Raw genomic sequence first — 12,235 nt, 5'->3', positions numbered from 1 at the left:
TCACGGTGAGCCCTTCGCACCGGAGCCCTATGTTTAACCTTGGAGAAACTTGCAATGAAAAAATCTCTAGTTGCCCTGGCTGCTCTGGCTGTTGCCGGTGTTGCCTCGGCTCAGTCGTCCGTCACCCTGTTCGGTGTGGTTGACGCTGCCGTCAGCGGCTACTCGAACAAGTCGGAGAACCGGTTCGGCAGCGCCACGACCAGCCGCACGGCCCTGACGAGCTCGGGCTACAACTCCAGCCGTCTTGGCTTCCGTGGTACGGAAGACCTCGGTGGCGGCCTGGCTGCCAGCTTCTGGCTCGAAGCCGGCATCAACAACGACGAAGGTATCGGCACGGCTACCGGCGGTGGTCTGCAATTCAATCGTCGTTCGACGGTCAGCCTGTCCGGCAACTTCGGTGAAGTCCGCCTCGGTCGCGACTACACCCCGACGTTCTGGAACGACACCGTGTTCGATCCGTTCGGCACCAACGGCGTGGGTACCAACCTGATCTCGACCGCCAGCGGAAAGAACACCCCCGGCAGCTTCCAGAACGGCTTTGTCGCAAACAAGAACTACAGCCGCGCCAGCAACTCGGTCGGCTACTTCCTGCCGCCGAACCTGGGTGGCTTCTACGGCCAGGTCATGTACGCGTTCAACGAGAAGGACAAGTACGATCCGGCCGCGCTGACTCCTGACGCGCCGGACAGCCAGCGCGCGGGTCGCTACATCGGTGGGCGCGTCGGCTACGCCAACGGACCACTGGATGTCGCACTCGCCTACGGCGAAAGCACCATCGGCGATGACTATTTCGCAGGTGCCACGACCACGCAAAATACGTGGAATCTGGGTGCTTCGTACGACTTCGGCGTCGCGAAGGTGTTCGGCGAATACTCGAACAACAAGGTGAAGACCGATTGGAAGAACCCCGCCGATGCCTCCGGGTTGTCGGATCCGGGTGCCAATGGCTGGTTGCTTGGTGCGACCGTGCCAGTCGGCCCTGGCCTGATCCGCGCGTCCTACTCGGCCGTGGAGTACCGCAACGTGGTGGCTCCGGGCCTCAAGGACCCCGAGGCCTACAAGTTCGCTCTCGGCTACGTGCACAACCTGTCGAAGCGCACCGCTCTGTACACCAGCGTCGCCTACCTGCGGAACAAGAATGGTGCCAACCTGACGGTCGGTGGCCCGGATTACGCCGGCGACATCAACGGCCATTCGCTGACCCCGAAGAGCTCGACCGGCTACGACTTTGGTATCCGTCACTCCTTCTGATCTGAAAACGGCGCAAGCCGGATTCACCAGGTAGGTCTCGAAGGCTGCCCGGCCATGCCGGGCGGCCTTCTTCACTTCATCAGCGACAAGTTTCACGCCTTGAGCGGAAAAAGGATCGGCAAGGGAGAGTCAAATGCAGAACAACATCCTGTCCAGACACATTGCAGAGCGAATGTTCGACCTGAACGATCTGCGCATCTTTGCGTATGTCGCTTCGTTTGCCAGTTTCTCCTTGGCTGCCGATGCATTGCAGATTCACAAGTCGAGCGTGAGCAGAAGCATTGCGCGGCTCGAGACGATATTGGAAGCCCCCTTGCTCGAGCGCACGACGCGCAAGGTTCGACTCACTCCGCGCGGCATTGCCTTGAAAGAGCGCTGCGTCGAGATGCTCTCGCGAATCAATGAAACGATCGGCTACGTCGGCAGCATGGATGCTGACGCCAAGAGCCAGCGCTCAGCCAGATCCGGCCCCGCGAGTCTGACCAGGCCGGCAAGCTTGCGGGCTCTCCACAGTCTTCAAGGCCAAGCTGTCGTCGGACGCGGCGCGAGCCGACCAAGTGCAGGCCGAATGGGCACTGCGGCATAGCAAGCGCCTCAATGGAGGCCGCTTCGCAGGGCCTGCCGCATCTTGCTCGGAGCGACGCGGTACCAGTATTTGAACTTGCGGCTGAAGTTGGTTGGATCGGGGTATCCCAGCTGCGATGCAATGGCTTCCATCGACAGCTCCGTATGCTGGAGGTACCAGGCGGCATGCGTCTTGCGCAAGTCGTCCTTGATGTCGGAGTAGGTGACGCCCACCTGCGCGAGCCTCCGAACCAGCGTTCGCGCGGAGACGCCCAGGCCTGAGGCCAGTTCGCTCACATCCGGGTTGTTCGTCAATCGTGCGAGCAGTGCTTGCCGCACGCGCCGGACGAAGTCCCCATGTCCGAGTTCCGACTCCATCTTCCGGCAAGCCTGTGCCGCTTCGAGGAATGCCGTTGCATCGGCGGCGACGGAAGGCGAACCCAGCAACTCCACCGGCAGTTGAAATGTCAGGCACTCCTGGTCGAACTCCACCCGTCGGACGTAGCGCAGACACGGCACATCGTTGCCGGTCGGCCGGGCATAGGGCAGCCCTACCGTGAGTTCGTCGACCGGGCGGCCCAGGATCGCCTCGAGCAGACGGCAATGCGCGCCAACAATGGATTGCATGACGAACACGTGGGTTTCACACAATGGGCGCATCGGCTTGACCTTGAGGGTGCTCCACCGGGGGCCGTTGTCGACCTGGAAGTCCACGCCGCCGAAGATCAGCCTGGCGTGCCGGCTCACCCACTGGAGGCCTTGCCCCAGGCTCTCGCTGGTCACCGCAGCGATGCCTACCGGACTGTGATACGGCTGGAGCATCGACCCCGCCATCAAGCCCAGCGCGGGCTCGCCGCTGCACTGGATGGCATGCGCGACGAACCGACGGAAGACGGAGAAGTCGACCAGGTGCTGACCGTCGCAAAGCTCCTGCCAGGCCAGGCCCGCGCTTGCAAGTACGGTCGATGGTGGGATGCCGCGACTGTTCAGGCAGTCCAGGACGCTTCGGATGTAGACGGGATGCGCGAACGGAATGGCGACTTCGCCCTTGATACTCATGGCTCGATGGTTGGGTTTTGCCATGACTCGCGCCTATCGCTGTGGAGTCATTTTTGGCTGTGCCCAATCTACTCGCCAACTCCCGAACGTCGTTCTCCAAAACGTCCGGGACGTTTCCTGGGAATCGCTGGAAAGGTCTCTTGCCGCGGCTCGGGAGGACCGTGGGAAAGGCCACGCGCCACAACCCCGGGCGCATTCCCGATCCGGCGCTCCTTCCGGTGTCCGTGACCGGAACGTTGCCCGACGAGTGGATCGTGGCGACACGGGCGGAAAAACGCTTGCGTCCCTGAATGTGACGGTTTTATGATTCGGACCTAATTATTAAGTCCGAACTTGAAAAACAAGTCCACTCCAAAAAAACCGACCGCCTCCACCGTCGAGGACGGGGTGGCCGCCGCCAAGTCGCCGTTGTACCGCCGGCTGGCGGACGACCTTGCGCAGGCCATCCAGCAGGGCGCCTACGCTGTCGGCGCGGTGCTGCCCACCGAGGTCGAGCTGGCCGAGAAGCTCCAGGTGAGCCGCGGTTCGGTGCGCGAGGCCCTGCAGCTGCTGTCCGACTGGGGCATGGTCGAGCGTGCACGCAAGATCGGCACCCGCGTCCTGCGCAAGGCGCCGGTCACGGGTTATGTGCAGCGCATGAACGGGCTGGGCGACACGCTGGGCTTCGCCGGCGACACCGTCATGCGCATCGACGACGTCAGCGATGTGGCCGACCCGGACGAGCCCGGCCTCGCGGGCGAGACCAGCGCCACCGGTTACTGGCTGCAGCTCACGGGCGCCCGCCACCTGCCCAAGCACCCCGAGGTGTCGACCTGGACGCGCGTGTTCGTGAGCGGTCCGCTGTCGGGCATCCGGCCCCTGCTGCATTCGGAGATGAACTCGGTCTACGAGGTCATCGAGCAGGTCTACGGCCTGCGCGTCTCGCGCCTGCGCCAGAAGGTCACCGCGCTGGCGTTGCCGGCCTATGCGGCCGCAGTGCTGGACCTGCCCGAAGGCACGCCCGTGCTCGAGGTCCAGGCCTGGCTGTACAGCGAGGACGGCCAGCTGGTCGAGTTCGTCCGCTCGATCCACAACCCGGCCCTCTATTCGATGGAGTTCACGGCGCAGAGCAGCACCTGAACCCCTTGTTTTCCGACTCCTTCAAGAAAGAAAAGCCATGAGCACCACCCTCCAGATCAAGTCCCACGATGGCCTTCAGTTCGACGCCCTGTACGCGGAAGCGGCCGACCGTGGCGCACCCGCCATCGTGCTGGTGCAGGAGATCTTCGGCATCAATCACGCCATGAAGGAGGCCACGCGCCAGTGGGCCGGGCACGGCTTCCACGTGGTGTGCCCCGACCTGTTCTGGCGCCAGCAGCCCAACGTGGTGCTCGAGCCGCAAACGCCCGGCCATTTCGAGCAGGCCTTGGCCCTGATGCAGGGCATGGACCCGAAGCTTGCGCTGGCCGACATCGGTTCGACGCTGGACTGGCTGAAGTCGACGCTGGGCCATGACCGCGTGGTGGTGCTCGGCTATTGCCTGGGTGGCCGGCTGTCGGTGCAGGCCGCGATGGCCCATCCGTTCCGCTGCGCGGTGAGCTATTACGGCGTGGGCCTGGAAGAAGTCCTGCCGGCCGCCTCGGCCGCCACGCCGCCGTCGCTGCTGCACATCGCGGGCCTCGATCATTTCGTGCCGCCGCCGGTGCGCGCGCAGATCCTCGAGCGCGTGGCGGCGCTGCCGCAGTTCGAGGCGCAGGTCTACGAGGACTGCGACCACGCCTTCGCACGCAAGGATGGCGACAGTTTCGTGGCCGACGCCGCGGCCCTGGCAGAGCAACGTTCGCTCGCCTTCATGGCGCGCCACACGGCTTGAACCGGCCTCCTGCTGCGCAGTCACGGAGCGACGATGCCGATCACCCCGCAGAACCCCGTGTTTGAAGGCGCCGTCGCGGTGGTCACCGGTGCCGCCGCGGGCATCGGGCGCGCCACGGCGCTGGCCTTTGCGGCGCGCGGCGCGCGCATGGTACTGGTCGACGTCGACGAGGCCGGCCTGCAGGCGACGGCGGCCGACATCCGCGCGCAGTCCGGCGAGGCGCTCGCGTTCTGCGGCAGCGTGGCCGACGAGCAGGCGATGCTCGACGTGGCCGCCGAGGCGGGACGCGCCTTCGGTCGCTGCGACGTGCTGGTCAACAACGCGGGTGTGCTGCTGCGCGGCAGCTTCGCCGGACCGGACGCGCCAGCTCAGTGGCGCCGCACGCTCGACGTCAACCTGTCGGGCGCCTTCTATGCGAGCCGTGCCTTCCTGCCGCTGCTGCAGGCCGCGGCGGGATGCATCGTCAACGTGGCGTCGATCCACGCCTGCGTGGCGGTCGAAAACTCCGCCGCCTACACCGCATCGAAAGGCGGTCTCAAGCAGCTGACGCAGGCGCTCGCGCTGGAGCTCGCGCCCCGGGGCATCCGCGTGAACGCCGTGGCGCCCGGCAGCATCGCCACGGCGATGACGGCGGTGACGCGCGCCGACGCGGCCGCCACTTCGAAATTCCTGGAACGCGTGCCGCTGGCGCGGGTCGGCGATGTCGCCGACGTCGTGAACGCCGTGCAGTTCCTGGCCTCCGGCCTCGCGAGCTACATCACCGGCGTCACCTTGCCGGTCGACGGCGGCTATCTCGCCAACTGACTCTTTCCGCTTCTCTCACTTCCCCATTTCCCTTCCTCCTGAAAGCCACTGCCATGCGAAAGTTTGCCTTGCTTCGTGCGTTTGCCGCCACCCTGCTGGTCGGCGCCGGCGCGTCGTCCTTCGCCGAGGACATCAGAATCGGATTTCCCGGCCCGATCAGCGGACCGGCTTCCTTCCTCGGCCAGCAGATGAAGTGGGGCGCCGAGCAGGCGGTGGAAGACATCAACAAGCGCGGTGGCGTGCTGGGCCGCAAGATCTCCTTCGTCATGCAGGACAGCCAGTGCCGGCCGGCCGATGCGGTGTCCGCCGCCGAGAAGCTGATCTCCCAGGACAAGGTCGACGTCCTGCTGGGCGACCTGTGTTCGGGCGCGACCATGGCCGTGATGCCGCTGGCCGAGAAGGCGGGCAAGCCGATGATCGTCTCGATCTCCACCTTGCCCGAGATCACCGAGAAGGCCGGCGTGGGCGGCAACAAGTGGGTGTTCCGCACGGTACCCGACGACCGCATGCTGGCCGGCGTGATCGGTGAACAGCTTGCCAAGACCAGGACGATCGCCTTCCTGGCCGAGGACACCGACTACGGCCGCAGCGCGGTCAAGCTGGTCAAGGAACGCCTCGGCGCCGACACCAAGGTGGTGTCGGAGGACTACGTGAAGAACACCGAGACCGACTTCCTGCCGATGCTGACCAAGTTCCGCTCGACCAAGCCCGAAGCGCTGGCGGTCTTCGTGCTCGACCAGCAAGGCTTCAACTTCATGAAGCAGTACACCCAGTTCGGCCTCGCGATGCCGCTGGTGGCGCGTCCGCCGCTGGTCGCGCCGCTCGTGAAGGACCTGCTCGCCACCGGCAAGTTCAACGGCTCGTGGACGGTGTATCCGTACTACGACCAGTTCAGCTCGCCCGCGAACGATGCCTTCGCCAAGCCCTTCGCCGAGAAGAACAAGCAAGGCCCGCACTACGTGGCCTACGGTATCTACGAGAGCATCCTGGTCGCCGCCGACGCGATGCGCCGTGCGGGTTCCACCGACCCGGCCGCCGTGCGCGAGGCGCTGGTCAAGACCAACTACAAGGGCATCCTCGGCCCGATCACGTTCGACGACCACAACCAGTCGCACAACAACCTGATGTTCATGACGGTCGAGCAGGGCAAGCTCGGCGTCAAGGACCTGGTCACGAGCCGCTGAGCCACCGCGGACGAGGGTTCCCGGCGTGGATACTTCATTGCTGTCGCAGCTGCTCGCCAATGGCGTCAGCGTCGGGCTGGGCTACGGCCTGGCCGCCGTGGGCCTGGCACTGGTCTTCGGCATTCTCGAACAGGTGAACTTCGCGCACGGCGAGGTCTACATGCTGGGTGCCTTCGCGCTGTGGTTCCTCGGCCAGGGCGCGGGCCTGCCGTACTGGCTCGCCTACCCGGTCATGGTGGCGGTGATGGCGGCCTTCGGGCTGCTGATGGCCGAGGCGGTGTTCCTGCCGACGCTCAACCGGCCTTTCGAGTCGGTGATCCTCGCGACCTTCGCGGTGTCGATCATCCTGCAGAACGGGGTGCGCCTGGTGTTCGGCGCGACGCCGCTGCACATCGGCTCGCCGCTCGAAGACGTGACGGTGGACCTGGGCGGCGTGCTGCTGTTCGGCCAGCGCATGTTCATCGCGGTGGTCGCCGTGCTGGCCCTGGCCGGGCTGACGACCTTCCTGCGCCGCACCGAGACCGGCCGCGCGATGCGCGCCATGGCGCAGAGCAAGGACGCCTGCCTGATGGTCGGCATCGACATCCGGCGCATCACGCGCATCACGGCGGCGGCAAGCGCCGCGCTCTGCGCGCTGGCGGCGGGTGCCATGGCGCCGATGTTCGACCTCTATCCGAACATGGGCTCCGACGTGGTGTTCAAGAGCTTCGCGGTCGTGATCATCGGCGGCATGGGCAACATCTCGGGCGCCGTGCTGGCGGGCCTGCTGCTGGGCATCGCCGAGAGCTTTGCCGGCGGCGTGCTGGGCGCGGCCTACCGCGACGGCATCGGCTTCGTCCTGATGATCGCGATGCTGCTCCTGCGTCCGCAAGGAATCTTCGGCAAATCGGTCCGTGTCTGAAGGCCTCACATGAACGCGATCTCCCCCTATCTGCTGCATATCGGCATCATGACCGGCATCTTCGTGCTGCTGGTCCAGTCGCTCAACATCATGCTGGGCTATTCCGGGCTGCTGTCGCTGGCGACGCCGGCGCTCTTCGGCATGGGCGCCTATGCCTCGGCCCTGCTCACCATGAGGCTGGGCTGGGATTCCACCCTGACTTTCACCTGCGCCACGGCCATCGGCGCGCTGAGCGGGTTGGCGCTGGGCGTTCCGTCGCTGCGCCTGTCGCGCCACTCCTTCGTGATCGTCACGCTGTCGGCCACGCTGCTGCTGCAACTGGTCGCCAGCAACTGGATCGATCTCACGCGCGGCTCGCTCGGCATTGCCGACATTCCCACCGCGCGCCTGTTCGGCGTAGCGCTGGCCAGCAAGGAGGCGTGGCTCGCGTTCATGGTCGTGCTGTCGGCGCTGGCGATCGCGGCCACCTGGTCGATCGTTTCCTCGCGGCTCGGCCGCGCGATGGTCGCGGTGCGCGACAACGAGCCGCTGGCGGTGGCCGCCGGCATCGACGTCCTCACGATGCGGCTCTTCGCCTTCGCCTGCTCCGGTGCCTTCGCGGGCCTGGCAGGCGCCTGCTACGCGCACTACCTGAGCTTCATCGACCCGGGCATCTTCGGCTTCTCGATCTCCGAATCGCTGCTGGTCATGGTCATCCTGGGCGGGTCGGGCACGCTGTGGGGGCCGGTGGCCGGCGCGGTGATCTTCACGGCGCTGCCGGAGGTGCTGCGCATGGCGCCGGAGCTCAAATCGCTGCTCTACGGCGTCTTGCTGCTGCTGATCGTGCTCTTCATGCCGCAGGGCATGGCGCGCTGGTTCGGCCGGCCCGCCGCCACCGGCGCTGGAGCCGGCAAATGAAGCCCGAAGCAAGCTCCCACCCGGTTCTTGCGGCGCATGGCATTCGCAAGGCCTACCGGGGCGTGGTCGCGCTCGACGGGGTGTCGATCTCGTTGCCGGCCGGCAGCATCACCGGCCTGATCGGGCCGAACGGCTCCGGCAAGTCGACGCTGTTCGACTGCATCTGCGGCTTCCAGGCCAAGGACGCCGGCGAGGTGACGCTCGACGGCCAGGACCTGCAGGGCCTGCCGCCGCAGCGCATCGCCCGCCTCGGGCTGCGCCGCACCTTCCAGCAGCTGCGCGTGTTTCCCGAACTCACGCTGCGGCAGAACCTGCTGACCGCCGCGCAGGCCGCGCCGGGCTTCTCGTACCTGAGCGAGCTGCTGCGCACGCCGGCCGTGCGCGCACACGAGCGCCGCATGATGGAGCGGGCCGACGCGATGCTGGAGGAGATCCAGCTCACGCGGCTGGCCGGCGCGCTGGCCGGTGGACTGTCCTACGGGCAGAAGAAGCTGCTGGAGCTCGGCATGGCGCTCATGAACGAGCCCAAGCTGCTGCTGCTGGACGAGCCGATGGCCGGTGTCAACCCGACGCTGGTCGAGGGCCTGAAGGAGGAGTTGCTGCGCGTCAATCGCCGCGGCATCGCGCTGCTCATCGTCGAGCACAACCTCAAGCTGGTGTTCGAGATCTCGCAAAGCATCTATGTGCTGGAGCAGGGCCGCGTGCTGGTGCACGGCAGCCCCGACGAGGTGGCGCGCGACGAGCGCGTGATCGAGGCCTACCTCGGCCGGCGCGACCCGGTGACGGGCGAACAGGGAGTTCGAATTGACTGAGGCAGTGATCCGGATCGACAAGGTCACGGGCGGCTACGGCGACCTGACCATCCTGCACGGCGTGGACATGACCGTGCCGGCCGCCTCCTGGACCACCATCATCGGCGCCAACGGCGCGGGCAAGTCGACCTTGCTCAAGGCGATCGCAGGCATCGTGCGCTGCCGCAGCGGCAGCATGCAGTTCGAGGGCCGCGACGTGACGGCGCTCGATTCGCTCGCGCGGCTCAAGGGCGGCATCGGCCTGGTGCCGCAGGGGCGCTGCAACTTTCCCCTGCTGTCGGTGGCGGAGAACCTGAAGCTCGGCGCCTTCACGCGCAAGCTGGCGGCCGCCGACCTCGAGGTCGAGCTGCAGCAGGTGACCGCGCGCTTCCCGCGGCTCAGGGAGCGCTGGCACACGATGGCCGGCAACCTGAGCGGCGGCGAGCAGCAGGTCATGGAGATGGCGATGGTGCTGCTGGCCAAGCCGCGCCTGCTGCTGCTCGACGAGCCTTCGCTGGGCCTGTCGCCGCAGGCGATGGGCATGGTGTTCGACACGATCCGGGAGCTCACGGCCTCGGGCCTGTCGGTGCTGATGGTCGAGCAGAACGCGCGCCAGGCGCTCGAGTGCTGCGACTACGGGGTGGTGATGGAGCTCGGGCGCAGCAAGCTCTTCGACCGCGCGCCAGACGTGCTGGCGCACCCGGAGATCAGGCGGCTGTTCCTGGGGCTGTGAGGCGTTCGACGCCGTCGATCTCGAGGTTGTCGATCAGGCGCGTGCTCCCCAGCCGCGCGGCCGCCAGCGCCACCAGCGCCACCAGCGGCTCGCCGGCCGTCGGCGCCTGCAGGTCCGAGCGCCGGCGCAGCACCATGTAGTCGGGCTGCCAGCCTCGCGCGCTGAGCGCCTGCATGGCGCGCGCCTCGATGGCGCCGAAGTCGCGCTCGCCGGCACGCACGGCCGCGGCCATCGACTGCAGCGCCCGCGAAAGCGCCACCGCCTCCACGCGCGCGCTGTCGCCCAGGTAGCCGTTGCGCGAAGACAGCGCCAGCCCGTCGTCCGCGCGGCGGGTCTCGCCGCCGACGACCTCGATCGGCAGCGCGAACTGGCGCACCATGTGGCGGATGACCATCAGCTGCTGGTAGTCCTTCTTGCCGAACACGGCCACGCCGGGCTGCACGCAGGCAAAGAGCTTCATCACGACCGTGCAGACGCCGACGAAGAAGCCGGGGCGGAAATGGCCTTCGAGGATGTCGGCCAGCGCGCCGTCGGGGTGCACCTTGCAGGTCTGGGGTTCGGGGTAGAGCGCGCGCTCGTCGGGCGCGAAGAGCACGTCGCAGCCGGCCGCACGCAGCTTCTCGCAGTCGCTGTCCCAGGTGCGCGGGTAGGTGTCGAAATCTTCGTGCGGCAGGAACTGCAGCCGGTTGACGAAGATGCTGGCCACGGCGACGTCGCCCAGCGGCTTGGCCTGCCGCACCAGCGCCAGGTGGCCGTCGTGCAGGTTGCCCATCGTGGGGACGAAGGCGGGGCGCCGGTAGCGGCCCAGGTGGTCGCGCAGTTCGGGAATGGTGCGGGCGATGTACATGGTCGGGTGTCTACCAGGCGTGGAGTGAGTCGTCGGGGAAGCTGCCGTCCTTGACGGCGCGCACGTAGGCCTGCATGGCCTGGGCGATGCCCGGCGCATCGGCCATGAAGTTGCGCACGAACTTCGGCGTCTTGCCGAGGCCGACGCCCAGCATGTCGTGCAGCACCAGCACCTGGCCCGCGGTGCCGCGGCCGGCACCGATGCCGATGGTGGCGCAATGGTGCAGTTCGGCAGTGAGTTCGGTCGCCAGCGCGGCGGGCACCATCTCGAGCACCAGCATGGCGGCGCCCGCATCCTGGAGCGCGTGGGCCTGCTGCTTGAGCAGCGCCGCGGCCTCGCTGCCCTTGCCCTGCACGCGGTAGCCGCCCAGGGCATGCACGGTTTGCGGCGTCAGGCCGAGGTGGGCGCAGACCGGGATGCCGCGCTCGACGAGGAAGCGCACGGTCTCGGTGGTCCAGCCGCCGCCTTCGAGCTTGACCATGTGCGCGCCGGCCTGCATCAACTGCGTGGCGCTGTGCAGTGCCTGCTCGCGCGACGCGTGGTAGCTGCCGAAGGGCAGGTCGGCGATGAGCCAGGCCGTGCCCTGGGTGCGGCGCAATCCGCGCGCCACGCTTTCGGTGTGGTAGCGCATGGTGTCGAGCGACACGCCCACGGTGCTCGCAAGCCCCTGGCAGACCATGCCCAGCGAATCGCCGACCAGGAGGCATTCGACCCCCGCGGCATCGGCCACGGCGGCGAAGGTGGCGTCGTAGGCGGTCAGCATGACGATCTTCTCGCCGCGCGCGTGCATGTCCGCCAGGCGCGGCAGGCTCAGCGGCTTGCGGGTCGACGGCGGCGAGGCCGGGGGCAGGGTGCCGTAGGGGGTGGCCGGATCGGCGGCGGGGAGGGACGACATGGCGGCCTCCGGTGTCAGGCCGCGACGGCTTCGCCCGAAGCCGCCTGCACCGGGATGTGGGCGCGTTCTTCCTTGATGCGGTTGGCGTCGTCGACGAAGACCAGCTTCGGCCGATGGGCCGCCACCTGCTCCTCGGGCACCAGGCCGAAGGCCGCGATGATGATCAGGTCGCCCACGGCGGCCCGCCGCGCGGCCGAGCCGTTGACCGAGATGATGCCGGTGCCGCGCTCGCCGCGGATCGCATAGGTCACGAAGCGTTCTCCGTTGTTGATGTTCCAGATGTGGACCTGCTCGTTCTCGGCCATGCCGGCGGCGTCGAGCAGGTCTTCGTCGATGGCACAGGAGCCTTCGTAGTGCAGCTCGCAATCGGTGACGGCGACACGGTGGATCTTGGACTTGAGCAGGGTGCGGAACATGGTGCGAAAAGTCTTTCTTTGTGCGAGAAAAGATGTAGGTG

The 12,235-nt window shown here is 67.1% G+C and carries 14 protein-coding genes; 10 read left to right on the top strand and 4 right to left on the bottom strand.

The genetic code is table 11. The features are described from left to right. Positions 1-54 precede the first annotated feature (54 nt). Both AB4Z46_RS23000 and AB4Z46_RS22995 read left to right on the top strand, forming a co-directional pair. Positions 55-1,251, top strand: a complete 1,197-nt coding sequence (locus AB4Z46_RS23000; protein WP_442285859.1) for a porin — start codon at positions 55-57, stop codon at positions 1,249-1,251. A gap of 133 nt (positions 1,252-1,384) precedes the next feature. Then, positions 1,385-1,837 carry a LysR family transcriptional regulator gene (locus tag AB4Z46_RS22995; protein WP_442285858.1) on the top strand — a complete coding sequence of 151 codons (453 nt, stop codon included), beginning with the start codon at positions 1,385-1,387 and terminating at the stop codon, positions 1,835-1,837. A gap of 8 nt (positions 1,838-1,845) precedes the next feature. Here AB4Z46_RS22995 and AB4Z46_RS22990 read toward each other — a convergent pair whose 3' ends face one another. Further along, positions 1,846-2,898 (bottom strand): AraC family transcriptional regulator ligand-binding domain-containing protein, encoded by a 1,053-nt coding sequence (locus AB4Z46_RS22990; RefSeq protein WP_442285857.1) that lies wholly within the window; start codon positions 2,896-2,898, stop codon positions 1,846-1,848. Positions 2,899-3,207: 309 nt separating this feature from the next. Between AB4Z46_RS22990 and AB4Z46_RS22985 the strand changes: the two genes are divergently transcribed. The 8 genes from AB4Z46_RS22985 to AB4Z46_RS22950 are packed head-to-tail and all read left to right on the top strand — an operon-like array spanning position 3,208 to position 10,036. Continuing rightward, entirely contained in the window at positions 3,208-3,993 is a 786-nt protein-coding gene (locus tag AB4Z46_RS22985) for a GntR family transcriptional regulator (RefSeq protein ID WP_442285856.1), read from the top strand. Positions 3,994-4,030: 37 nt separating this feature from the next. Next, positions 4,031-4,726 carry a dienelactone hydrolase family protein gene (locus AB4Z46_RS22980; protein ID WP_442285855.1) on the top strand — a complete coding sequence of 232 codons (696 nt, stop codon included), beginning with the start codon at positions 4,031-4,033 and terminating at the stop codon, positions 4,724-4,726. 33 nt (positions 4,727-4,759) lie between these two features. Beyond that, positions 4,760-5,530, top strand: coding sequence for an SDR family NAD(P)-dependent oxidoreductase (locus AB4Z46_RS22975; protein WP_442285854.1), 771 nt, complete (start codon positions 4,760-4,762; stop codon positions 5,528-5,530). Positions 5,531-5,583: 53 nt separating this feature from the next. Continuing rightward, positions 5,584-6,714 (top strand): ABC transporter substrate-binding protein, encoded by a 1,131-nt coding sequence (locus AB4Z46_RS22970; RefSeq protein WP_442285853.1) that lies wholly within the window; start codon positions 5,584-5,586, stop codon positions 6,712-6,714. Between the two features lie 25 nt (positions 6,715-6,739). Further along, positions 6,740-7,615, top strand: a complete 876-nt coding sequence (locus tag AB4Z46_RS22965; protein WP_442285852.1) for a branched-chain amino acid ABC transporter permease — start codon at positions 6,740-6,742, stop codon at positions 7,613-7,615. Positions 7,616-7,624: 9 nt separating this feature from the next. Continuing rightward, positions 7,625-8,512 carry a branched-chain amino acid ABC transporter permease gene (locus tag AB4Z46_RS22960; protein WP_442285851.1) on the top strand — a complete coding sequence of 296 codons (888 nt, stop codon included), beginning with the start codon at positions 7,625-7,627 and terminating at the stop codon, positions 8,510-8,512. Further along, positions 8,509-9,324, top strand: coding sequence for an ABC transporter ATP-binding protein (locus AB4Z46_RS22955; protein WP_442285850.1), 816 nt, complete (start codon positions 8,509-8,511; stop codon positions 9,322-9,324). The genes AB4Z46_RS22960 and AB4Z46_RS22955 overlap by 4 nt, the downstream gene beginning before the upstream one ends. Beyond that, positions 9,317-10,036, top strand: coding sequence for an ABC transporter ATP-binding protein (locus AB4Z46_RS22950; RefSeq protein ID WP_442285849.1), 720 nt, complete (start codon positions 9,317-9,319; stop codon positions 10,034-10,036). Before AB4Z46_RS22955 ends, AB4Z46_RS22950 begins: the two co-directional genes overlap by 8 nt. Here AB4Z46_RS22950 and panC read toward each other — a convergent pair. The 3 genes from panC to panD are packed head-to-tail and all read right to left on the bottom strand — an operon-like array spanning position 10,011 to position 12,194. Further along, positions 10,011-10,883 carry a pantoate--beta-alanine ligase gene (panC, locus tag AB4Z46_RS22945; protein WP_442285848.1) on the bottom strand — a complete coding sequence of 291 codons (873 nt, stop codon included), beginning with the start codon at positions 10,881-10,883 and terminating at the stop codon, positions 10,011-10,013. The two genes, AB4Z46_RS22950 and panC, sit on opposite strands and share 26 nt — an antisense overlap. A gap of 10 nt (positions 10,884-10,893) precedes the next feature. Further along, positions 10,894-11,778, bottom strand: coding sequence for a 3-methyl-2-oxobutanoate hydroxymethyltransferase (gene panB / locus AB4Z46_RS22940; protein ID WP_442285847.1), 885 nt, complete (start codon positions 11,776-11,778; stop codon positions 10,894-10,896). A 14-nt stretch (positions 11,779-11,792) separates the two neighbouring features. After that, positions 11,793-12,194: an aspartate 1-decarboxylase gene (gene panD, locus AB4Z46_RS22935; RefSeq protein WP_442285846.1), complete on the bottom strand. Its 402-nt coding sequence runs from the start codon at positions 12,192-12,194 to the stop codon at positions 11,793-11,795. Positions 12,195-12,235: the final 41 nt, after the last annotated feature.

Source organism: Variovorax sp. M-6 (assembly GCF_052114385.1).
Classification (GTDB): Bacteria; Pseudomonadota; Gammaproteobacteria; order Burkholderiales; family Burkholderiaceae_C; genus Variovorax.
This window is presented reverse-complemented; position numbering and strand designations above follow the sequence as displayed.